The sequence below is a fragment of the Kitasatospora sp. NPDC101157 genome (assembly GCF_044768255.1).
Taxonomy (GTDB): Bacteria; Actinomycetota; Actinomycetes; order Streptomycetales; family Streptomycetaceae; genus Kitasatospora.
Map to the genome: position 1 here is coordinate 96,262 of NZ_JBIWPL010000018.1, position 21,684 is coordinate 117,945.

Annotated in this window: 18 protein-coding genes; 7 read left to right on the forward strand and 11 right to left on the reverse strand. The window is 75.0% G+C overall.

The features are described 5' to 3' along the window. Positions 1–7: 7 nt before the first annotated feature. From ACIRVF_RS29320 to ACIRVF_RS29365, 10 genes are all read right to left on the reverse strand, one after another. Positions 8–1,768: a hypothetical protein gene (locus ACIRVF_RS29320; RefSeq protein WP_402824183.1), complete on the reverse strand. Its 1,761-nt coding sequence runs from the start codon at positions 1,766–1,768 to the stop codon at positions 8–10. Positions 1,769–2,014: 246 nt separating this feature from the next. Continuing rightward, on the reverse strand, positions 2,015–2,764 hold the full coding sequence (locus ACIRVF_RS29325) for a hypothetical protein (RefSeq protein WP_402824186.1): 750 nt from the start codon (positions 2,762–2,764) through the stop codon (positions 2,015–2,017). A gap of 83 nt (positions 2,765–2,847) precedes the next feature. Continuing rightward, on the reverse strand, positions 2,848–3,633 hold the full coding sequence (locus ACIRVF_RS29330) for a type III pantothenate kinase (protein ID WP_402824189.1): 786 nt from the start codon (positions 3,631–3,633) through the stop codon (positions 2,848–2,850). Between the two features lie 59 nt (positions 3,634–3,692). Continuing rightward, the gene (nadC, locus tag ACIRVF_RS29335) at positions 3,693–4,661 is read right to left on the reverse strand and encodes a carboxylating nicotinate-nucleotide diphosphorylase (protein WP_402824192.1); all 969 of its coding nucleotides are present in this window, start codon (positions 4,659–4,661) and stop codon (positions 3,693–3,695) included. Positions 4,662–4,665: 4 nt separating this feature from the next. Continuing rightward, positions 4,666–6,339: an L-aspartate oxidase gene (locus tag ACIRVF_RS29340; RefSeq protein ID WP_402824195.1), complete on the reverse strand. Its 1,674-nt coding sequence runs from the start codon at positions 6,337–6,339 to the stop codon at positions 4,666–4,668. A gap of 15 nt (positions 6,340–6,354) precedes the next feature. Then, positions 6,355–6,804, reverse strand: a complete 450-nt coding sequence (gene panD, locus ACIRVF_RS29345) for an aspartate 1-decarboxylase (protein ID WP_402824198.1) — start codon at positions 6,802–6,804, stop codon at positions 6,355–6,357. Between the two features lie 43 nt (positions 6,805–6,847). Continuing rightward, positions 6,848–7,753 (reverse strand): pantoate--beta-alanine ligase, encoded by a 906-nt coding sequence (gene panC / locus ACIRVF_RS29350; RefSeq protein WP_402824201.1) that lies wholly within the window; start codon positions 7,751–7,753, stop codon positions 6,848–6,850. Next, positions 7,753–8,712, reverse strand: coding sequence for a Rossmann-like and DUF2520 domain-containing protein (locus ACIRVF_RS29355; protein WP_402824204.1), 960 nt, complete (start codon positions 8,710–8,712; stop codon positions 7,753–7,755). The genes panC and ACIRVF_RS29355 overlap by 1 nt, the downstream gene beginning before the upstream one ends. Positions 8,713–8,965: 253 nt before the next feature. Then, positions 8,966–9,655 (reverse strand): response regulator, encoded by a 690-nt coding sequence (locus ACIRVF_RS29360; RefSeq protein WP_402824207.1) that lies wholly within the window; start codon positions 9,653–9,655, stop codon positions 8,966–8,968. A gap of 26 nt (positions 9,656–9,681) precedes the next feature. Further along, positions 9,682–10,875: a sensor histidine kinase gene (locus tag ACIRVF_RS29365; RefSeq protein ID WP_402824408.1), complete on the reverse strand. Its 1,194-nt coding sequence runs from the start codon at positions 10,873–10,875 to the stop codon at positions 9,682–9,684. 165 nt (positions 10,876–11,040) lie between these two features. Between ACIRVF_RS29365 and ACIRVF_RS29370 the strand changes: the two genes are divergently transcribed. Together ACIRVF_RS29370 and ACIRVF_RS29375 are read left to right on the forward strand one after the other, a co-directional pair. Further along, the gene (locus ACIRVF_RS29370) at positions 11,041–12,075 is read left to right on the forward strand and encodes an SAM-dependent methyltransferase (RefSeq protein WP_402824210.1); all 1,035 of its coding nucleotides are present in this window, start codon (positions 11,041–11,043) and stop codon (positions 12,073–12,075) included. Next, entirely contained in the window at positions 12,072–13,241 is a 1,170-nt protein-coding gene (locus ACIRVF_RS29375; RefSeq protein WP_402824213.1) for an NADH-quinone oxidoreductase subunit D, read from the forward strand. Before ACIRVF_RS29370 ends, ACIRVF_RS29375 begins: the two co-directional genes overlap by 4 nt. Before the next feature lie 76 nt (positions 13,242–13,317). Here ACIRVF_RS29375 and ACIRVF_RS29380 read toward each other — a convergent pair whose 3' ends face one another. Beyond that, positions 13,318–14,133, reverse strand: coding sequence for a hypothetical protein (locus ACIRVF_RS29380; protein WP_402824411.1), 816 nt, complete (start codon positions 14,131–14,133; stop codon positions 13,318–13,320). 246 nt (positions 14,134–14,379) lie between these two features. Between ACIRVF_RS29380 and ACIRVF_RS29385 the strand changes: the two genes are divergently transcribed. The 5 genes from ACIRVF_RS29385 (at position 14,380) to ACIRVF_RS29405 (ending at position 21,207) form a co-directional block, all read left to right on the forward strand. After that, positions 14,380–14,832, forward strand: coding sequence for a hypothetical protein (locus ACIRVF_RS29385; protein WP_402824216.1), 453 nt, complete (start codon positions 14,380–14,382; stop codon positions 14,830–14,832). A 28-nt stretch (positions 14,833–14,860) separates the two neighbouring features. Beyond that, positions 14,861–17,707 carry a toxin glutamine deamidase domain-containing protein gene (locus ACIRVF_RS29390; RefSeq protein ID WP_402824219.1) on the forward strand — a complete coding sequence of 949 codons (2,847 nt, stop codon included), beginning with the start codon at positions 14,861–14,863 and terminating at the stop codon, positions 17,705–17,707. 123 nt (positions 17,708–17,830) lie between these two features. Beyond that, entirely contained in the window at positions 17,831–19,123 is a 1,293-nt protein-coding gene (locus tag ACIRVF_RS29395) for an SUKH-4 family immunity protein (protein ID WP_402824222.1), read from the forward strand. 106 nt (positions 19,124–19,229) lie between these two features. Beyond that, positions 19,230–20,087: a glycerophosphodiester phosphodiesterase gene (locus ACIRVF_RS29400; protein WP_402824225.1), complete on the forward strand. Its 858-nt coding sequence runs from the start codon at positions 19,230–19,232 to the stop codon at positions 20,085–20,087. Between the two features lie 157 nt (positions 20,088–20,244). Then, positions 20,245–21,207 (forward strand): Ppx/GppA family phosphatase, encoded by a 963-nt coding sequence (locus ACIRVF_RS29405; RefSeq protein WP_402824228.1) that lies wholly within the window; start codon positions 20,245–20,247, stop codon positions 21,205–21,207. The last annotated feature ends 477 nt before the right edge of the window (positions 21,208–21,684 follow it).

The window sequence follows — 21,684 nt, forward strand, 5'->3', positions numbered from 1 at the left end:
GGTCGACTCAGCCGTTCCGGCGGGCCCGGAACCGGCGGGCGGTGACCACGCCGGCGGCGCCGAGCACCACGGCGGCGGCACCCGTCGCCGCCAGCGGCAGGGTGGCGGAGCTGCCGGTGCTGGCCAGGCTGCCACCGGCGGCCTGGGAGCCGGTGGAGCCGCCGCCGTTGCCCGTCGAGCCGGCCGCAGCGGTCGGGGACGCGGAACCGGTCCCGTTGCCGCCGGCCGGGGTGGTGGCGGACGGCGCGGCGGTGGTGGGCTTGGTGGCGGGCGTCCCGGTGCCGGTCGGCGCGGGGGCGCCCGTGCCGCCGTCGCTCGGACCGCCCCGGAGGGTGACCTTGACCAGGTCGTTGGCCGGGTTGTGGTCCCAGGGCATGACGGCGCTGGGGTGGCCGTCCTGGAACTCGCTCTGCTCGTTCTGCAGCGAGACCGTGGCGGTGAGCGCGCCGGTGCCCGCGGGGAGCTTGAGGCCCAGCTTGTGGGCGACGGTGGCGCCGGTGGGCATGAAGCTGCTGCCGATGCCCTCGCAGGCGAACTTGTTCAGGGGCTTGTCGGACTTCTGGCCGTGGACGTAGTCGTTCGCCTTGCAGGTGGCGGGCAGGTCGGTGACGGTGACGCCCTCGGGGAACTGCACGACGACGTTGGGGGCGGCCTCGCCGCCGCTGCGGTCGAAGATCGAGGCCGGGCCCCTGCTGCCCATCCCGACGGTGAAGGTGCCGGCCGCGCCGGAGGCGCCGGGGGCCCACGCGCCGGTCGCCTCGAAGTCCGCGCCGTTGTCGGCGACGACCTCCTGCTCGGTGCTGTAGCCGTTCACGTCGAGCCCGGCCGGGATCCCCTCGCCGGTGGACTTGACCAGGGTGGCGGGCGCGCCGGTGCCGTGCTGGAACGACAGCCGCTTGCGCAGGTCCGCGCCGTCGTTGCCGTAGGCGTCCTCGGCGGCGAACACCGAGTAGCCGGCGATGTCGTAGTAGGCCTGCGATCCGATGCCGAGGTCGAGGCCCGCGAGCTTGACGGCCTGCCCGGGGGCGATCTCGCCGTCGATGGCGCAGATCGCGTGGGTGGTGGGCATCGGCTGGCCGAAGCCCTTGTTGCCCCAGTCGCCCTTGTCGAAGGCGTACTCGCAGTTGGAGGGCCAGGTGTCGACCTTGAGGCCGGGCGTCAGGTAGACGTCGACGATCGCCCGCTTGGCGGGCAGCGCGCCGTGGTTGGCGAACTCCAGGGCCGCGGGGAGCTTGCTGCCGACCTTGACGTCCTTGTTCTCGGAAGGCGCCTTGGTGCGGAACACGGCCGCACCGACGTCCACCCGGAAGTCCGCGGTCCCGTTCTGGGCACCGGGGGCGCTGAGGGTGGCGTGGACCGTCCCGCTGGCGCCCGGCTTGGTGCCGGGGAGGGCGCTCAGCCACAGGTTGCCGGTGATGTTGATCTTGTCGTGGTCCAGCCGGCCGATGTCGCAGGTGATGGTCTTGCCCGCGGTGGTGCAGCTGCCCTTGGCGCTCAGCGTGGCCACGTTGTCGAGGCCGGAGACGTCGAGCGTGAGCTTGACGCCGTCGACCGGCCCGGTGCCGGTGCGGCCGACGTTCATGAAGACGTTCTCGCCCCACTGGGGCTGCGCGACGGGCTCGGTCGACAGCTGGTAGGAACCGGCCACGAAGATCTTGAGCTGGTGGTCGGCGGCGTGCGCCGGAAGGGCGGCCGTGCCGACGGCCAGGGCGGCCACGACGGCGGCCGAGCCCGCCCCGAGTGCCCGGCGCGTGCGTGTCGAGTTCACGTGGATCCCCCGTGTCGAGTGATGTGACCACGCGACTTTTGGGGACGGATTCCCGAGCGTCAACCAGGGTGATCCCGCATCAATTCGTACAGTCCGGGACCGAACGGCCCTGCATGTGAGGGAAGGTTATGAGAATGTGACCGACATTCCGGGTTGGAATCACGGGATTGTCGATACATGGACGGCCGGGACACGGACGAGGGGAGGCCGTCGGGGCGACGGCCTCCCCTCCGGGGTCCGGCGGGGTCAGCCGGTGCCGGTGCGCAGCTCGACCTCGTCCGGGGTCTCCTCGGCCGGTTCGGCCGGGCGGGAGGGGGGCTTGGGCCGGCGGCCGAAGAGTTCGGCCGGGGTGGGCATCCGGTGCGGGCGGGGCGGGGTCGGCGCGGCGGCGGGCTGCTCCGGGCGGGAGTCCCGGGAGTCGGTGCTGCTCATCGTGGTCCGTCCTCCTACAGGGGTGGGGTGACTGCTCGGGGGTGCGGCGGGGTTCGGTACGGCCACCAGGTGGCGCGGGGGCCCGGCGGTGAGGGCGAGCCACTCGCGCACGGCTGCCTCGGCCAGCGCGTGGCAGCGCCCGGCCAGCCGGGAGCGGCGGGCCCGTTCGCCGTGGCCGCAGGGCTGGCGGGTCAGCCCGCGCAGCGCGGTGAGGTCCTCGGGCCCGGGCAGGTAGCCGTCGGTGACGGCCTCCTCCAGCCGCTCCAGGTACCCCGGGGCGCTGCCGGGCAGGGCGGAGCGGTAGCGGCCCAGGTCGGCCAGCAGGAAGGCGCGCAGCCGGCCGCCCTCCTGGACGGCCTCGTCGATCGCCTCGGTCAGGCGCAGGGCGTCCTGGACGTCCTCCGCCCACAGCTCGGCGCCCGGCCCGGCGAACGCCGTCCGGTCGGGCCCCTGGAGGTGGACGGGGACGGCGGGGTGCAGGGCTTGGGCGAGGGCTCGGCGCAGCACGCGGACTTCGTCGGCGCTGAAGGCCATGCCGCCGCGCGATCCGTGTGGCGTAGGCATGGGCTGACACTACGTGAGGAATATCCGATTTGTCGGTAACGTCGCGCGGAATTCCGCACGATCGGCCCGACGGAACGAGCCGGTCAGCTGGGCCGGTTGCGCTCGTACACCAGGCGCAGGCCGATCAGGGTCAGCCAGGGCTCGTGGACGTCGATGGTGGTGGCCTCGCCGAGGACCAGGGGCGCGAGGCCGCCGGTGGCGATCACCTGGACGTCGTCCGGGTCCTTGGCCAGCTCCCGGGCCATCCGCTCGACCAGGCCGTCGACCTGTCCGGCGAAGCCGTAGAGGATGCCGGACTGCATGCCCTCGACGGTGTTCTTGCCGATCACGTTGCGCGGGCGGGCCAGCTCGATCTTGCGCAGCTGGGCGCCGCGGACCCCGAGCGCCTCGACGGAGATCTCGATGCCGGGGGCGATCGCGCCGCCGACGTAGTCGCCGCGGGCGTTGACGGCGTCGAAGGTGGTCGCGGTGCCGAAGTCGACCACGATGCACGGGCCGCCGTACAGGTGGTTGGCGGCCAGCGCGTTGACGATCCGGTCGGCGCCGACCTCCTTGGGGTTGTCCATCAGGACGTGCACCCCGGTCTTCACGCCGGGCTCCACGATCACCGCGGGGACGTCGCCGTAGTAGCGGCGGGTCACCTCGCGGAGCTCGTGGAGCACGGCGGGGACGGACGAACAGATCGCCAGGCCCTCCACCGCGGCGTCCCGGGCCGCGGGGTGGTTGCCCATCAACCCCTGCAGCAGCACCGCCAGTTCGTCGGCCGTGCGGCGCGGATCGGTGGAGATCCGCCAGTGTTCCACCACTTCCTCGCCGTCGAACAGGCCGAGCGTGGTCTGGGTGTTGCCGACGTCGATGGTGAGGAGCACGGGGACGCTTTCTGCGAGTCGGGACGGGGCCGGGGCAGGGACTGCTCGCGACCTGACGGTCAGGCGCGCAGGTCCAGGCCGATGTCCAGGATCGGCGAGGAGTGGGTCAGCGCGCCCACGGCCAGGTAGTCGACACCAGTCTGGGCGACCTCGCGCGCGTCGGCCAGGGTCAGTCCGCCGGAGGCCTCCAGCTTCGCCCGGCCGGCCACCAGCGCGACGGCCTCCTTCAGCTGCTCGACGGTGAAGTTGTCCAGCAGGATCAGGTCCGCCCCGGCGTCCAGCACCGGCGGGATCTGCTCCAGGGCGTCCACCTCGACCTCGACCGGCAGCTCCGGGTACGCGGCCCGGACGGCCCGGAAGGCCTCGGCCACGCCGCCGGCCGCCACCACGTGGTTGTCCTTCACCAGGGCGGCGTCCGAGAGCGCCATCCGGTGGTTGGCGCCGCCGCCGCAGCGCACCGCGAACTTCTGCAGCGCGCGCAGGCCCGGGGTGGTCTTGCGGGTGTCCCGGACGACCGCACCGGTGCCCTCCAGGGCGTCCGCCCAGGCCCGGGTCGCGGTGGCGATGCCGGACAGGTGGCAGAGCAGGTTGAGTGCGCTGCGCTCGGCGGTGAGCAGGTCGCGGGTGCGCGAGCGCACGGACAGCAGCACCTGGCCGGCCTCCACCCGGTCGCCGTCCTCGACGTGCCGCTCGACCTCGAACTCCTCCTCGCAGACCAGCGAGACGACGGCCTCGGCGACCCGCAGACCGGCCACCACGCCGGCCTGGCGGGCGGTGAAGTCGGCGGTCGCGACGGCGTCGGCGGGCACGGTGGCCACCGAGGTGACGTCCTCGCCGCCGGCCAGGTCCTCGGCCAGCGCCAGGGTGGCGATGTCCTCGACCTCGATCGGGTCCAGCCCGGCCTGCTCCAGCAGCTCGGCGAGCTGCGGGTCCAGGCCGGTCTCGTAGCCCTCGCCGTCCCCGCAGGCGCAGCCGTCGCCGCAGCCGCCCTGGTCGGCCAGGGGGAGTTCCTCGTGGGAGTGGGTCATGGTTCTACTGCTCCTCAGGGGTGCTGACGGGGTCGCCGGAGGCGGCGAGGGTGGTGATCAGGTGGCGCCGCCAGTGGGCGTCGTCGCGCTCGGGGAAGTCCTCGCGCCAGTGGCAGCCGCGGGTCTCCTCGCGCTGCGCGGCGGCCGCGACCAGGGCGGTGGCGACCAGCAGCAGGTTGGCGGCCTCCCAGGTCTCCACCCGGGGGTCGGCCGGCTTCTCCTCGGCCACGTGCGAGCGGGCCTGCTCGGCGATCAGGGCGAGCCCGGCGGCGGCGTCGGCCATCGAGGCGGCCGAGCGCAGCACGCCCGCGCCGCGCGACATCAGCCGCTGGATCTCGGCCCGCGCCTCGGACGGCGGCAGCGGCACCGGCCGTGCGGCCCGGGCGGCGGCGACGTCCACCGTGCGCTCGGGCAGCTCGCCGGCCGCGTGCCGGCCGGCCAGGTCGGCGGCGATCCGCTCGGCGAAGACCAGGCCCTCCAGCAGTGAGTTGGAGGCCAGCCGGTTGGCGCCGTGCACCCCGGTGCAGGCGACCTCGCCGCAGGCGTACAGGCCCGGGACGCTGGTGCGGCCCCGCGGGTCGGTCCGCACGCCGCCGGAGGCGTAGTGCGCGGCCGGGGCGATCGGGATCGGCTCGGTGACCGGGTCGACGCCGTGCGCGCGGCAGGTGGCGAGGATGGTCGGGAAGCGGTGCTCCCACATCTCGGCGCCGAAGTGCCGCCCGTCCAGGAACATGTGGTCGGCGCCCTGCTCCTGCATGCGCCGGGTGATCGCCTTGGCGACGATGTCGCGCGGGGCCAGCTCGGCCAGCTCGTGCTGCCCGACCATGAAGCGGACGCCGTCGGCGTCCACCAGGTGGGCGCCCTCGCCGCGCACGGCCTCGGAGATCAGCGGCAGCTGGCCCTCGGCGTCCGGGCCGACCCACAGCGGGGTCGGGTGGAACTGGACGAACTCCAGGTCGGTGACGGCGGCGCCGGCCCGCAGCGCCAGTGCCACGCCGTCGCCGGTGGAGACCGCCGGGTTGGTGGTGGCGGAGAACACCTGGCCCATGCCGCCGGTGGCGAGCACCACCGCGCGGGCCCGGACGGCGCCGACGCCGTCGCGCTGGCCCTCGCCCATCACGTGCAGGGTCAGCCCGGCGGCGTGTCCCTCGGCGTCGGTCAGCAGGTCGAGGACGAGCGCGTGCTCGATCAGCTCGATGTCCGGGTCGACGCGGACGGCGGAGACCAGGGCTCGCGATATCTCGGCGCCGGTCGCGTCCCCGCCCGCGTGGGCGATCCGGTGGCGGTGGTGGCCGCCCTCGCGGGTCAGCAGGACCTCGCCGTCCTCGCCCCGGTCGAACCGGGCGCCGGTGGCGATCAGCCGGCGGACGGCGTCCGGGCCCTCGGTGACCAGGGTGCGGACGGCCTCCTCGTCACAGAGCCCGACGCCGGCCACCAGGGTGTCGTCCAGGTGCTGCTCGGGGGTGTCCCCCTCGCCCAGGGCGGCCGCGATGCCGCCCTGGGCCCAGCGGGTCGAGCCCTCGTCCAGCACCGCCTTGGTGACCACCATGGCCCGCAGGCCGGCCTTGCGGACGTTGAGGGCGACGGTGAGCCCGGCGACCCCGGAGCCGACCACGACCACGTCGGTGGTGGCGGTCCAACCGGGGGCCGGGGCAGTGAGGCGGTGCGTAACGGACATGGCTCAGTGGCTCCTTCAGCGCGTGGCCGCGGTGGCCGCGCCGTCCTCGCCACGGTACGCCTCGTCACCGCGGAGCAGTCCGGTGCCCTCCTGGGCCTCGGCCGGGTCCCCGCCGAGACCGGTGATCCGGTTGTGCTCGTCCACGAAGACCACCTTCGGCTCGTAGCCCTTGGCCTCGGCCGTGTCCATCTGCCCGTAGGCGATGAGTATGACCAGGTCGCCCGGGTGGACCAGGCGGGCGGCGGCGCCGTTGATGCCGATCACGCCGGTGCCGCGCGGACCGGCGATGGTGTAGGTCTCCAGCCGGGCGCCGTTGTTGATGTCGACGATGTGGACCAGCTCGCCGGGGAGCAGGTCGGCGGCGTCGAGCAGGTCCTCGTCCACCGTGACGGAGCCGACGTAGTGCAGGTCGGCCTGGGTCACGGTGGCCCGGTGGATCTTGGACTTGAGCATGGTGCGGAGCATGTGGTCACGCCTCCTGTGAGTGCATGCCTGAGGGGGGTGCTGACTAGCGGACGATGATGCGGACGTTGTCGATCAGGCGGGTCGAGCCCACCTTCGCGGCGACGGCCAGCACCGCCTCGCCCTGGAAGTCGTCCGCCGCCTCCGAGAAGTCGTGCGGGTCGATCAGGGCGAGGTAGTCGAGGGTGACGCCCTCGGCGCCGTCCAGGGCGGCCGAGGCGGCCTCGCGCACGGCCTTCGGGCCCTGGGCGGCGACGTCGCGGCCGGCGAACAGGGCCCGGGACAGGGCGAGGGCGTGGTCCCGCTCCTCCTCGGAGAGGTAGCGGTTGCGCGAGGACAGCGCCAGGCCGTCCTCCTCGCGGACGGTCGGCACGCCGACGATCTCGACGTCGAAGTCCAGGTCGGCGACCATCCGCTGGATGACCGCCAGCTGCTGGGCGTCCTTCTCGCCGAAGAAGGCGTAGTCCGGGTCGGTGATGTGCAGCAGCTTGGCGACGACGGTCAGCACCCCGTCGAAGTGGCCGGGGCGGGTGGCGCCCTCGAAGCGGTCGCCCATCGGGCCGGCCGCCAGGCGCACCTGCGGCTCGCCGTTCGGGTAGACCTCCTCGACGGACGGCGCGAAGACCACGTCGGCGCCGTTCTCCTCGGCCAGCTTCACGTCGGCGTCGAGGGTGCGCGGGTAGCGGTCCAGGTCCTCGGACGGGCCGAACTGCAGCGGGTTGACGAACACCGTCACCGCGACCCGGCCCTCCCGGCCGACCTGCTTGCGGGCGGCCCGGATCAGCGCGGCGTGGCCCTCGTGCAGCGCGCCCATGGTCATCACCACCGCGTTGTCCACCGGGCTCTCGTCCGGCCAGAACGCGGCCTCGAAGTCGTCCACGGTGTGGGTGACGACGGCCCGGTGGACCTTCGGCGTCGGCTGGGGCTTGCTCGGCTGCTTGCCGCGTGCCATTACTGCCTCTCCTCGTTCAGTACGTCCAGCAGCGCCGCCGCCGACACGTCGTCGATCGTTCCGTTGGCGAGCGCCCGCTGCGCGGTGGCGCGGGCCATCGCGCGGTAGGCCGCCGGGATGTCCGGGGACACCGTACTGAGCTGCGCCAGGTGGCGCCGTACGGTGCCCGCGTCGCCCCGGGCGACCGGGCCGGTGAGGGCCGCGTCGCCCGAGCGCAGGCTGTTGTCCAGGGCGGCGCCGAGCAGCGGGCCGAGCATCCGGCCGGGCTCGGCGACCCCGGCCGTGCGCAGCAGCTCGATGGCCTGGGCGACCAGGGTGACCAGGTGGTTCGCGCCGTGGGCGAGGGCGGTGTGGTAGAGCGGGCGGACCTCCTCGGGCACCCACTCGGGCTCACCGCCCATCTCCACCACCAGGGCCTCGGCGGCCGGCCGCAGCTCCTCGGGGGCGGTCACCCCGAACGGGCAGCCGGCCAGCCGGGCCAGGTCGACGGAGGTCCCGGTGAAGGTCATCGCCGGATGCAGGGCCAGCGGCAGCGCCCCGGCCCGGGTGGCGGGCTCCAGGATGCCGACGCCGTGCGCGCCGGAGGTGTGCACCAGCAGCTGGCCGGGGCGGACGGCGCCGGTGGCGGCCAGGCCGGACACCAGGTCGGCCAGCGCGTCGTCCGGGACGGTCAGCAGGACCAGGTCGGCGGCGGCCATGACCTGCGGCGGGGTGACGATCCGCACGCCCGGCAGCAGCGCGTCGGCGCGGCGCCGGGAGGTGGCGGACACCCCGGAGGCAGCGACCACGGTGTGCCCGGCGAGCTGCAGCGCGGCGCCCAGCGCCGGGCCGACCCGGCCGGTGCCGATCACGCCCACCGCGAGCCGGGCCGGACGGTTGCCGGGGTCGCCGGGATCGCCGAAGGCCCGGTCGCCGAGCGGGGCGAACTCATCGAAGTCGGCGAAGTCGGACGGACTCATGCGCCCGCCTCGCTCCGCTCGGCAGGGGCATGCGCCCACACGCACCTCTTGGTGGATCGCTCGCTGCGCTCGCTCACGCGCCCGCCTCGCTCCGCTCGGCAGGGGCATGCGCCCACACGCACCTCTTGATGGATCGCTCGCTGCGCTCGCTCACGCGCCCACCCTTGTCCTGAATGACCGTTCCGGTCCACCTTCGGGTACCGGACGTACCGCCCCAGTGTACGGGCGCGGCGGTCCGTCGCCCCGGGCCGGATCAGTCCGTCGCCCCGGCCCGGATCAGTCCGGCCTCGTACGCCAGCACCACGGCCTGGACCCGGTCGCGCAGCCCCAGCTTGGCCAGGATCCGGCCGACGTGGGTCTTCACGGTGGCCTCGGAGAGCACCAGCCGGGACGCGATCTCGCCGTTCGACAGCCCCTGGGCGACCAGCAGGAACACCTCCCGCTCGCGCTCGGTCAGCGGGCCGAGGACGTCCGATCCGGGCGCGCTCTGCGGGGTCGGCAGCACCTCGGCGAAGCGGTCGATCATCCGGCGGGTGGTGGTCGGGGCGACCACGGCGTCCCCGCCGTGCACCGCGCGGATCGCCGCCACCAGCTCGGTCGGCGGGACGTCCTTGAGCAGGAAGCCGCTGGCCCCGGCCTTCAGTGCGGCGAAGGCGTACTCGTCCAGGTCGAAGGTGGTGAGGATGAGCACGTGCGGGGCGTTCGGCAACGGGCTGCCGTCCTCGGCCAGGCAGATCCGGCGGGTCGCCTGCACCCCGTCCAGGCGCGGCATCCGGACGTCCATGAGGATCACGTCCACCGGCGTGTGCCGCAGCAGCTCCATGGCCTGGGCGCCGTCGCCGGCCTCGGCGGCGATCTCGATGTCGCCCTGCGACTGGAGGATCATCCGGAAGCCGGTGCGCAGCAGCTCCTGGTCGTCGACGAGCATCACGCGGATGGTCAAGGTGGCTCCTAACAGGGGACGGGGGGTTAGTGCGCCGCCTTGAGCGGGAGGACGGCTCGGATCCGGAAGCCGCCGCCGGGGCGGGGGCCCACGTCGAGGCTTCCGCTGACCATGCCGACCCGCTCGCGCATGCCGATCAGGCCGTGGCCCAGACCGTCCGCGCCGCCGGCGGTCAGTTGCTCGTCGGTGCTGCCGCGGCCGTCGTCCTCGACCAGGACGGCCAGCTCGCGTTCGCCGAAGTCGACCGCGACCCGGGCGTGGACGTCGGGGCCGCCGTGCTTGCGGACGTTGGTCAGCGCCTCCTGGACGATCCGGTAGACCGTCAGCTCGACGCCGCGGGGCAGCTCCCGCGGGTGGCCGGAGGTCGCGTAGTCCACCGTCAGCCCGGCGGTGCGGACCTGCTCCAGGAGGTCCGGCAGCTCCTCGACGCCCGGCTGCGGGACGTACTCCTCGGCGGTGTCGGCGGTGCGCAGCACGCCCAGCAGGCGGCGCATCTCGACCAGGGCCTGCCGTCCGGTGGAGGCGATCGTGCCGAGCGCCTCCTTCGCCTGCTTCGGGGAGTTGTCCAGTACGTACGCGGCGCCGTCGGCCTGGACGATCATCACCGAGACGTTGTGCGCCACCACGTCGTGCAGCTCGCGGGCGATCCTGGCCCGTTCGGCCGCGACCGCCACCTTGGACTGGGCGTCCCGCTCGCGCTCCAGCCGGGCCGCGCGGTCCTCCAGCTCGGTCAGGTAGGCGCGGCGCACCCTGGTCAGCCGGCCCCAGGCCCAGCAGAGGATGAACGGGGTGCTCATCAGGAGGGTGATCACCAACGCCTCGCCCAGGCCGTACGGGCGGGAGACGTAGATCCCGGTGTGGTCCGTGGAGGTCTTCACCGGGTGCATCCGCCAGTACACCAGCGGCCCGGCGCAGAGCCCGGCGACCAGCGCGAGCCGGGAGGTCCACTTCTGGCCGAAGGCGGCGCCGGTGTAGGCGAAGACCAGATAGGCGATGGAGGAGGCGCCCGGGTCGATGTCGGCGGCCACCTGGCCGAGAGCGACCCCGGTCGCGGCGGCGACGGTGACGTCGGGCTGGCGTCGGCGGAAGACCATCAGCAGCGGCAGCAGCACCGCGATCAGGATCGCGGAGTTGAGCCGCCAGCCGCTCTCGGGCAGGTTGCTGTCCGGCAGCAGGCCGAGGAAGAGCACGATCGACGCCCAGGCGGCGTCGACCACCATCGGGTGACGGCGGAGCCAGGCGTTGAGTCGATGCACCTCTCCAGCCTAGGCAGTCGGGCGAGGTGCCCAGGTCCGCCGGTAGGGCGATCCGTCCTACTCCGTAGGTCGGAGACGTGCCCGTTCCGGTTGGGAGGGGTCCTCCGAGGCCCGGTAGCGTCCCGCCCCATGACTTGGATGCGGTGGGCGCCGGCCATGGAACGGGCCCTCTACGACCCGGACGGCGGCTTCTACCACAGGCCGGAGGGCCCGGCCGGGCACTTCCGCACCTCCGTGCACGCCTCGCCCGGGTTCGCCCGAGCGGTGGCCCGACTGCTGCTGGAGGTTGACGAGGCCCTCGGCCGTCCGGAGGAGCTGGCCCTGGTCGACGTCGGGGCCGGGCGCGGCGAACTGCTGGCCGGGGTGCTGGCCGAACTGCCCGGCGAGGTGCTCGCCCGGCTGCGCCCGTACGGCGTGGAGATCGCCCGGCGGCCCGACGGCCTTCCGTCCACAGTCCTGTGGACGACGGAGCCGCCGCGCGGGGTGACCGGGCTGCTGTTCGCCAACGAATGGCTGGACAACGTGCCGCTGGACGCCGGGGAGGTGGACGGGGACGGGGTGCTGCGCTACCGGGAGGTGGACCCCGCGACCGGTCGGGAGCGCCTCGGCGAACCGGTCTCGGCGGCGGACGCGGCCTGGGCCGAGCGCTGGTGGCCGGTGACCGAGGCCGGGGAGGTGGTGGAATTCGGCGGGTCCCGGGACGCCGCCTGGGCGCGGGCCGTGTCCGGGCTGGAGCGCGGACTGGCCGTCGCCGTCGACTACGGGCACACGGCGGGGCGGCGGCCCTCGTTCGGGACCTTCACCGGCTTCCGGGACGGCCGGGAGGTGGCCCCGGTGCCGGACGGCTCGTGCGACGTGACCGCGCACGTCGCACTGGACGCGATCGCCGTGCCCGGTCTCCACAGCCTGTGGACAACCCAGCGCGAGGCCCTGCGCGCGCTCGGGATCAGCGGCGAGCGCCCGCCGCTGGCGCTCGCCTCGCTCGACCCGGCGGCGTACCTGCGGGCGCTCGGCGGGGCGGGGGAGGGGGCCGAGCTCACCGACCCGGCGGGGCTGGGCGGCTTCGGATGGGTCCTGCAGGCCGTCCGCATGCCGCCCCCTGACATCTTCAGGAGGGCGCGGAGCCTGGAGGCCCTGCCGGGATGGCAGACTCTGGGGTCATGAGGGAGACCACGGTCGGCATCGGGGCGGGAGCCGAGAACTTCACCGGCGAGGCGGGCACCACCGACATGGTGCTCAACATCGGCCCGCAGCATCCGGCCACCCACGGCGTGCTGCGGCTGCGGCTGCTGCTGGACGGCGAGCGGATCGTCACCGCCGAGCCGGTGATCGGCTACATGCACCGGGGCGCGGAGAAGCTGTTCGAGGCCCGTGACTACCGGCAGATCATCATGCTGGCCAACCGGCACGACTGGCTCTCCGCCTTCTCCAACGAACTCGGCGTCGTGCTCGGCGTCGAGCGGATGCTCGGCATGGAGGTCCCCGAGCGGGCGGTGTGGATCCGCACCCTGCTCGCCGAGCTCAACCGGGTGCTCAACCACCTGATGTTCCTCGGCTCCTACCCGCTGGAACTGGGCGGGATCACCCCGATCTTCCACGCCTTCACCGGCCGCGAGGACCTCCAGCACGTGCTGGAGGAGGCCTCCGGCGGCCGGATGCACTACATGTTCAACCGGGTCGGCGGCCTCAAGGAGGACCTCCCGGCCGGCTGGCTCGGCCGGGTCCGCACCGCCGTGGCCACCGTCCGCTCGCAGATGCCGGTCTTCGAGGACCTCGTCCTCGGCAACGAGATCTTCCGCGCCCGCACCGCCGGCGTCGGCGTCCTCACCCGGGCCCAGGCCGAGGCGTACGGGGTCAGCGGCCCGATCGCCCGGGCCAGCGGCCTCGACCTCGACCTGCGCCGCGACGAGCCCTACCTCGCGTACGGCTCCGAGGAACTGCGGCAGGTGCTCACCGTCGTCACCCGCGAGGAGGGCGACTGCCTGGCCCGCTTCGAGTGCCTGCTGGAGCAGACCCTCAACTCGCTGGACCTCGCCGACGCCTGCCTCGACAAGCTCGCCGCCCTGCCGCCCGGCCCGGTCAACCAGCGGCTGCCCAAGGTGCTCAAGGCGCCCGAGGGCAGCACCTACGCGTGGACCGAGAACCCGCTCGGGATCAACGGCTACTACCTGGTCTCGCGCGGCGACAAGACGCCGTGGCGGCTCAAGCTGCGCTCGGCGTCCTTCAACAACATCCAGGCGCTGACCGAGCTGCTGCCGGGGACGCTGGTGGCGGACATGGTGGCGATCCTCGGGTCGATGTTCTTCGTGGTCGGGGACATCGACAAGTAGGCCGGTACCGGCGGGCGGGCCGGTCCCGGCGGGCGGGCCGGTCCCGGCGGGTGGGGCGCCACCGACCGGTGGGGCGCTACTTCTTCTTCCGGGCCGGGTCCGCCGGGTGCGGGGCCACCTTGCGGTCGCCCTTGGTGGCGATCCGCTCCTCGCACAGCCGGGCCAGCACCTCGTACGCCTCGCTGCCCATCAGCTCGGTGAGCTCGGGGCGGTAGCTGACGTACACCGGCTCCGCGCCCTGGTGGGCGGCCGGGGCGCCGGTGCACCACCAGTGCAGGTCGTGGCCGCCCGGCCCCCAGCCGCGGCGGTCGTACTCGCCGATCGAGACCTGGAGGTAGCGGGTGTCGTCGGGGCGGTCGATCCAGTCGTAGGTGCGGCGGATCGGCAGCTGCCAGCAGACGTCCGGCTTGGTCTCCAGCGGCTCCCGGCCCTCCTTGAGGGCGAGCGCGTGCAGGGCGCAGCCGGCGCCGCCCGCGAAGCCGGGGCTGTTCACGAAGATGCAGGCGCCGTTGACCCGGCGGGTCTGGCGGTCGCCGTCCTCGTCCAGCATGGTGACGCCGCCGTCCGACCGGATCCGGCCCTTGGCGTCGGTGCCCTCGGCGAAGTTCTCCCACAGCTCGGGCGTCAGCCGCGCCGCGTGCCCCAGGACGCGCTTCTCGTCGTCCTCGTCCGAGTAGTGGGCGCCCAGCGTGCAGCAGCCGTCCGACTCGCCGCGGCCCTCGCGGATGCCGTGACAGCCCTGGCCGAAGACGCAGGACCAGCGGGAGGTCAGCCAGGTGAGGTCGCAGCGGAAGACCTGCTCGTCGTCGGCGGGGTCGGCGAACTCGACCCAGGCACGCGGGAAGTCGAGCGGGACCTCGTCGCGCGGGATCTCGCGGCGCAGGGTCGGCATCGCGAGGTCGACGGGGGCGGGGGAGGCCTCGGGCTTCGCCTTGGCCTTCTTCTTGGACGTTTCTGCTGGTGCCACCCGGCAAGGGTAGAGCTTCGCGGGGGCGTACGGGCCGGTGGGCGCGCTCGGGCCGGGCGTCGGGCCGGTCCCCGGTGCGGTGAAGGCGGGGTGAAGGGTCCCGCTGTCCGTGCGGGCCGGGCCGGGCGGGTGCCTAGGATGGCGGCCAGTCCGCTACGGGGAGGTACGGGGATGGCAGGCGGCAGCACCGGGGCGTCCGACGGCGGGAGTGGCGGGTTCGTCCTCAAGCCGTGGGAACTGCACGGGGAGGCGCGGGAGTTCGAGAAGCTCGGGCGTGAACTCGGCAAGGCCGTGGGCGCCCTGGAGAAGGGCCTCGCCGAGCTCGGCACGCCCTGGGGCACCGACCAGCCCGGCAGCGCCTTCGCCGCCGTCTACGGCCCCGCGCACGGCGAACTCATCGGCGGGCTGCGGGCCTTGGCCGGCCAGGTCGGACAGGTCGGTGCCGGACTGCACACGATGGCGGAACGGACCACGGACACCGACACCTCGACGGCGGACGGCTTCGGGGCGAGCCCGGCCCCCACGGCGGGCACCCCTGCTTCCGTCGCCCGGCCGGCGGTGTACCCGGGCACCGGGGCAACCCCGGGGGCGGCACCGGCCGTCCCCCAGGACATGTCGGTCTGAACGGCCCGGCTCGAAGGGGGAGAAGCGCATGTCCCGGAAACTGCCCGAGGAACTGGTCCCGCTCCTGGCCAGGACCGGCCACCCGTGGCCGCAGGCCGACGAGGACGCCCTGCGCGGAGCGGCCGCGCACTGGCGGGAGTTCGCCACCGAGGCCGACCGGATCACCCGCCGCGGCGGGGAGTCCGTCCAGCGGGTGGGCGCCGACAACTCCGGCCACGCCGTCGACGCGTTCGCGGCGTACTGGCGGACGTACAGCGACGGCGGCAAGGGCCGCCTGCAGGACGCCCACACCGCCGTCGGGCTGGTCGCCACCGCCTTCGACGGTGCCGCCCAGGCCGTCGACGGCTGCAAGGCCGAGATCATCGCCACCCTGCAGAACCTGGCCGCCGAACTCAAGCAGGCCCAGGAGCAGGCCGCCAAGGTCCAGCAGACCGCGGCCGTGGTCGCCGCCAACGCCGGGCCGAGCGCGCGGACCGGGCAGACCGGGGTCTTCGGCGGGCTGGAGAAGTCCGTGGCGGGCTTCGCCGACGGCGTGAAGAACGCGGCCGCCACCCAGGTCGCCGCGGGTGTCGAGGCCGTCGCGGTGGAGACCGCCGCGCTGAAGATCGCCGGGCTGCTCGCCGAACTCGGCCGCGGCATGAAGGACGCCCTCGCCGGCGCGCTCAAGGAGCCGGCCGCCGTCGCCCTGCTGCGGCTCGGCACCGCGTCCGGCACCGGCGTCACCACCGCCTCCTACCGCACCAAGGGCGGCTTCGACCCGCTCGCCGCCGGACTGCCCGCCGCCCTCGGCGAGCCCGGCGTGCTCGGCCGGGACGGCACGGGCCTGGTCGTCCTCTCCGGGCAGGACGGCAAGCCGCTGGTCGGCGTGCCCGGGCTCAGCGTCAAGCTCGACGGCCGGGGGCAGCCCGTCCTCGGCCCCGACGGCAAGCCGGTCATCCTGCGCTCCGACGGCACCCCGGTGGCCGACGCCGCCGGGCTGCTCGTCGTCACCGGGCCGGACGGCAAACCGGTGGTCGGAGTGGCCGACCTGGCCGTCCGGCTGGACGAGCACGGGCAGCCGGTGCTCACCGACCAGCAGGGCGAGGAGCTGAAGGGACTGCACGGGCTGCCGCTCGCCGACCTCACCGATCCGCGCGGGGCCACGGGTGATCCCAAGGCGCCGGGTGCGGTGACGGCCTCGGCCGTGGTGCCGCCGGTGGACCCGACGGCCGTCCCGTCCGTGCTCTCCGCCCCGCTCCACGGCGCGGATTCCGTCCTGGACCCACCGGCAATTCCGTCCGCGGTCTCCTCCGCCGTTCCGTCCGCGGTCCCGGTGGCCGATCCGGTGGCCGATCCGGTGGCCGCCGCCGCGCCGGCCACGACCTCCGGCCCCTCGTACGGCGGCTCGCACCGGGCCGGGACGGCCGCCGCCGACTGGTCGCCGCCCGCGCGGGACGACGGGCCGCCGGTACGGGCGGCCGCGTACCAGGGCGGCGGAGCGGTGGCGGCGAGCTGGTCCGACGGGGACTACCCGCTCCAGGCGCCCGGCCATCACGGTGGCGGCGGGGGTGGCGGCGGGCCGGTGACCGTACGGACCGACTCGGTGAGCGCGCCGCCCGCGCCCACCGCGCCGCCGGCCGCCGGCGGTCCCTCGTACGGCCCCGGATACGGGTCCGGGTACGTCCCGGCCGCGGATGCGTCGCCGGTCGTCCGGCCGGTCGGGGTGGTCGGTGTGCCCGGGCAGTTCGGGACACCGGTCTACTCGGGCGGCTACCAGGGGACGGGAACGGTCGGCAGTGTCGGGCCCGGCCCGCTGGCGGTCGGCGGTGGCGCCCCGGTGCACACGGCCGTGCCGTTCGGCAGTGGCGTCGGTGCCGGTGTCGGTGGCAGTGGCGTCGGTGGCGGTGTCGGGACGGGCGCGCCTGTCGCGGGCACGCCCGGCTCGACCGGGTCCGGCGCCGGCTCCCCGGTCGGCGGCGCCCCCGTGGCCGGCGGACCCCAGCCCGGCGCCGAGCCCCGGCCGGGCGCGCCCCGCACCCCGGTGGGCGTCGCCCCCGGCCCGGCCGCCCCGGCTCCGGCCCCGGTCGAGCCGCCGATCGTCGGCACCACCCCGGTCCTCGGCCGGCCCGAGCCCCACCACGCCGACGGCCGCCGCCGGGACAGCGCCGCCGCCCTCGCCGACCCGACCCTCGCCTGGGGCGCGGTTCCCGTCGCCACCGCCCACGCCATGGCCCTCCGCCTCGCGCTGCGCGCCCGGCGCGGCCCGCTCGCCGAGGACCCGGAACCCCGGCTGCGCACCATCGCCGACAGCCGCCCGTACGGCCTGCCCGGGGGCCTCGGCCCGGTCGACCCCGAGCACCAGGCCGAACTGGAACGCAGGGTGCCGCGCGACGACGACGGCCTGCCCCTCCGCCACCCCGACCCGGCCGTGGGCGGCTGGCCCGAGGCCCTCAACGCGGGCGGCCACCGCGAGCCGGGACGGGCCAACAACAGCCTGGAGATCGCCCTCTCCGCCGTCGACACCTACACCGGCCGCCCCACCTGCGCGGCCCCGCGCATCCCCACCGAGGGCGACGCCGGCGAACGCGGCGGACGCGACCGCGCCGAACGCGAACTCGGAGCGCCCTTCCGCGACCTCGGCGACGGCGGCCAGGCCTTCACCCGCCTCGCCGACGAACTCCGGCGGGCCGGCCACGGCGCCCAGGCCGTGCTCCTCACCCTCGACGCCTACGGCCGCCCCCACGCCTGGAACGCCGTCAACCACCAGGACACCGTCACCTACCTCGACCACCAACTCGCCCGCTGCAGCCCCACCCCCCTCCACCCCGCCACCCAGGGCCTCTGGGCCGTCGCCCTCTCCCCGGAGGGCCGGCCCCTGGACCTGATGACGGCTTGAGCCCGATGCCACCGCGGGCCGCGGAGCGGTGCCGCGACGTGCGGCACCGGGGTGACCGGCGCGAACCGACCGCGGGGGCTGGATGATGGTGGGGTCGGAGTGGGTGTTGACGGGGGTGGACGGGTGATCTCGCGGGCGCAGGCGGTGGAGGCGGGGCATCGGTGGATCAACGGGGATCTGCCGCAGGGGGCCGGGGCGGTGCGGCGGGTCTGTGCGCACGAGTTCGAGCTCGGATGGGTGGTGTGGGCGGAGCCGCCGCGGGTGGAGGTGGATCCGCGGAGCGGTGAGCGGCGGGCGCCGGGGGAGGTGGGGGCCGCGTGTGCCGTGGTGGACCGGGAGAGCGGGCGGTTCACGGTGTGGCCCTCGGTGCCGGTGGACGAGGTGGTCGGGCTCTACCGGGACTTCGTGGGCGCGGGCGGCTACGACCCGACCAGGCCGCCGGCCACCGGCCGGGGCGCCCGGGCCGAGCTGACCTACCGGGACGGCACCGGCACGACCCGTGCGCTGGCGCTGCGCTCGGCCGCCGGGCTGCCGCACCCGGCGCTGCGCGGCTGGTGGTGGCTGCGCGAGCAGGGCGTCCCGGCCGAGGACGTGCTGGCGGTGCGGACCGACCTGCGGCTGAGCGCGCTGCCCGGCGGCTACTGGTCGTACGCGCTGGCCGCCGAACTACCGCACGTCCGGCTGGAGTTCGAGCTGCCGTACGGCCCGCGCTCCGACCACCGGGCGGTCGCCGTACGGGAGCTGCCCGCCCCGCCGGACGGGCCGGGGCGCAACCGGGTGCCGTTCCCGCGCGCGGTGCCGCCGCTGCCGGGCGAGCCGGACGCCGCCCTGGCGGAGCGGCTGGTGCGGCGCTTCGGCCCGGCGGGCGTGCAGCGCTTCGATCCGGCGGACACGGCGCGCGCGCAGCTGCCCGGGGACGCGGCCGCGCTGCTGCTGTCCGCCGGGGTGCCGAAGGCGGTGGACGGGTTCTTCGCACTGCACCACCCGGGGGCGGAGGCGATCGCGGACGGTTCCCGCCCGGGCACCGTCCTGCCGCCGCTCGGCCCGCACCTCGCGGCGCTCGGCCGGGGCACCCGGGTGGCCGAACGCGAGCGGTCGGCGTTCGCCGGGCAGCTGGTGCTGGGTACGGACGGCTGGGCACTGATCACCCTGGACACCGGGTCGGGTGCCGTCCTGGCGGTCGACCCCGACTACGGGACGGTCCGCCACTGCAACGCCGACCTGCGCGTCTTCGTCCGCTGCCTGGAGCTGTTCGCCGGCTGGTGGCCCGCCCTGCGAGGGCTGGACCCGGCGGCCGCGGGCGCGGCGGTGGACGCCCTGCAGCGGGGCCTGGCCGAGCTGGACGGTACGGTCTTCGGCGATCCGGAGAACTGGTGGGCCGTCATCGTGGAACAGTTGTGGGACGGTCTGCTCTGATCCGAACCTCGGGCGGCGGTGCCGGGAACCGGACACCACCGCGGAGCTGTCAGAACGATCAGACGACCACCGAGCAGAACCGAGCAGCAGCTGGAGCACCGAGCCCGTGACCGCCCCGCCCCGCGCCGCCCGTACGGCCGTCCTCGCCGCGCTCGCGGTCCTGGCGGCCGGCTGCGCCGCGGGCGCCGGCCCCGCGCTGCAGGCCCGTTCGGTCGCCGCACCGGCGGTGTGCGCGTCGCCGGTGGTGATCGGCCACCGGGGTGCGCCGTTCAACGCGCCCGAGAACACCATGGCCTCCTTCGAGACCGCCCTCGACCAGGGCGCCGACTGGCTGGAGACCGACGTCCAGACCACCCGGGACGGCGTCCCGGTGCTGATGCACGACCCCACCGTGGACCGCACCACCAACGGCAAGGGTGCCGTCGCCGACCTGACCGCCGCCCAGGTCGCCGCCCTGCGGGTGACCGTCGGCCCCGGCCCGGCCCAGCCCGTCCCCACCCTGGAGGAACTGCTCAAGCGGCTCTCCGACAGCAGCGCCACGCTGCTGATGGAGATCAAGTGGCAGCGCCCCGAGGACGTCGCCCGGATCGCCCGGATCGCGGCCGGCAGCAAGGCGCACGTCGTCCTCTACTCCTTCTCGGTCGACCACCTGCGCCAGGCCCACGCCGTGGCGCCCGCCCTGCCGGTGGTGCTGATCCAGAGCGGCGCGATCGCCGAGGACCCGAAGGACCTGAAGCTCAACGGCATCGCCCTGGACACCGGCCTGGCCAGCGCCGCCCGGATCGCCGCCGAGCGCAAGGCCGGGCGGGAGGTCTACGTCTGGACCCTGGACGGCGAGGAGGCCTGGGAGCTGATGACCGCCCGGGACGCCGACGGCCTGATCACCGACACCCCGGGGCCGGCCCGCCGCTGGGTGGACGCCAACTGCCGCACCGAGCGCCGGGCCGGAGCCCGCGGCCACTGAACGACGGGCAGCGGACGGCGGGCGCCGGGTGACGGGCACCGGCCGGCGGCGCCGATCGCACCCGGAACGGTCGGGAACGGACGGGAACGACCTGGACCAGCGCGAATACCGGCACAACCGATCGCCTCGACGCTCGAATCGCGTAGCGTGGAGAGTTATGCGACTGGGTGTGCTCGACGTAGGTTCCAACACCGTCCACTTCCTCGTGGTGGACGCCCATCCGGGGGCCGCCCCGCTCGCCGCCTACTCGCACAAGGCCGAGCTGCGCCTCGCCGAGCTGCTGGACGAGTCCGGCGCGATAACCGAGGCCGGGGTCGAGCGGCTGATCGGGCACATCGCCTCCTCGCTGCGGGTCGCCGAGGACAAGGGCGTGGTCGACATCCTGCCGTTCGCGACCTCCGCCGTGCGCGAGGCCGCCAACGGCGAGCAGGTCCTGCGCCGGGTCGCCGACGAGACCGGGGTCGAACTGCGGGTGCTCTCCGGGCAGGACGAGGCCCGGCTCACCTTCCTCGCCGTCCGCCGCTGGTTCGGCTGGTCCTCGGGCCGGCTGCTCAACCTGGACATCGGCGGCGGCTCGCTGGAGATCGCCTGCGGCCTGGACGAGCAGCCGGACGTCGCCTGCTCCCTGCCGCTGGGCGCCGGCCGGCTGACCGCCCGCTGGCTGCCCGGGGACGTCGCCGACCCGGACGAGCTGCGCGAACTGAGACGGCACATCCGGGCCGAGATCGCCCACGTGGTCGGCGAGATCTCCCGGCTCGGGCCGCCCCGGCACGCCGTCGCCACCTCCAAGACCTTCAAGCAGCTGGCCCGGATGACCGGCGCCGCCCCCGCCGACGCCGGCCCGTACGCCGACCGCCGGCTCACCCGCAGCGGGCTCTCCGCCTGGCTGCCGCGACTGTCCGCGATGACCGTCGCCGAACGGGCGCAGATCCCCGGCGTCTCCGAGGGCCGGGCCAAGCAGTTGCTGGCCGGGGCACTGGTCGCCGACGCCGCGATGGACCTGTTCGGCCTGGAGGAGCTGGACGTCTGCCCCTGGGCGCTGCGCGAGGGCATCATCCTGCGCCAGCTGGACGCCATGAACGGCAGCCCCACCGAGCGCCGCCCCGCGCTCACCCCGTAGGGCCTGTCCGGCGGACAGGCCCCGGCCGCGGCCCACCCGGACGCCGCCGCCCCGGCGTGCCGATGGTCACTCCGCCGGGCAACCCGCCCCGTTCGGCGCGTGCTCCGCTTACGCTGTCTCCCGTGGTGCAACCAACGGGCGAGGACGGAACGCAGGAGGGCCGCGCTCCCGGAGCGGACGGGCAGTCGCGGCCGACGGTCCCGCGCGGTCGCCTCGGCAAGGCGGTCAAGGGCGCCGCGTCGGCACCGGCCGCCAAGGCGGCCAGGGCCACTCCTGCCGCCAAGGCCACCAAGGCCGTGAAGGCGGCCCAGCGCACCGCGAAGAAGGCCGTCGAGAAGACCGCCGCGAAGACGGCCGAGAAGAAGTCCGCGAAGAAGGCCGCGAAGAAGGCCGAGCACACCCGGCAGCCGCCCAGGGAGACCCGCACCGCCCGGGCCGCCGGCGCCGCCAAGGCCGCCGTCCAGTCCGTCCGCTCGG

Bases quoted from the DNA above. Each gene is read 5' to 3' on its own strand.
- ACIRVF_RS29390 (WP_402824219.1), top strand. From the start codon at position 14,861: ATGTCCCGGAAACTGCCCGAGGAACTGGTCCCGCTCCTGGCCAGGACC.
- nadC (WP_402824192.1), bottom strand. From the start codon at position 4,661: ATGACCCACTCCCACGAGGAACTCCCCCTGGCCGACCAGGGCGGCTGC.
- panC (WP_402824201.1), bottom strand. From the start codon at position 7,753: ATGGCACGCGGCAAGCAGCCGAGCAAGCCCCAGCCGACGCCGAAGGTC.
- ACIRVF_RS29340 (WP_402824195.1), bottom strand. From the start codon at position 6,339: ATGTCCGTTACGCACCGCCTCACTGCCCCGGCCCCCGGTTGGACCGCC.
- panD (WP_402824198.1), bottom strand. From the start codon at position 6,804: ATGCTCCGCACCATGCTCAAGTCCAAGATCCACCGGGCCACCGTGACC.
- ACIRVF_RS29375 (WP_402824213.1), top strand. From the start codon at position 12,072: ATGAGGGAGACCACGGTCGGCATCGGGGCGGGAGCCGAGAACTTCACC.
- ACIRVF_RS29380 (WP_402824411.1), bottom strand. From the start codon at position 14,133: ATGCCGACCCTGCGCCGCGAGATCCCGCGCGACGAGGTCCCGCTCGAC.
- ACIRVF_RS29325 (WP_402824186.1), bottom strand. From the start codon at position 2,764: ATGCCTACGCCACACGGATCGCGCGGCGGCATGGCCTTCAGCGCCGAC.
- ACIRVF_RS29370 (WP_402824210.1), top strand. From the start codon at position 11,041: ATGACTTGGATGCGGTGGGCGCCGGCCATGGAACGGGCCCTCTACGAC.
- ACIRVF_RS29405 (WP_402824228.1), top strand. From the start codon at position 20,245: ATGCGACTGGGTGTGCTCGACGTAGGTTCCAACACCGTCCACTTCCTC.
- ACIRVF_RS29355 (WP_402824204.1), bottom strand. From the start codon at position 8,712: ATGAGTCCGTCCGACTTCGCCGACTTCGATGAGTTCGCCCCGCTCGGC.
- ACIRVF_RS29365 (WP_402824408.1), bottom strand. From the start codon at position 10,875: ATGGTGGTCGACGCCGCCTGGGCGTCGATCGTGCTCTTCCTCGGCCTG.
- ACIRVF_RS29385 (WP_402824216.1), top strand. From the start codon at position 14,380: ATGGCAGGCGGCAGCACCGGGGCGTCCGACGGCGGGAGTGGCGGGTTC.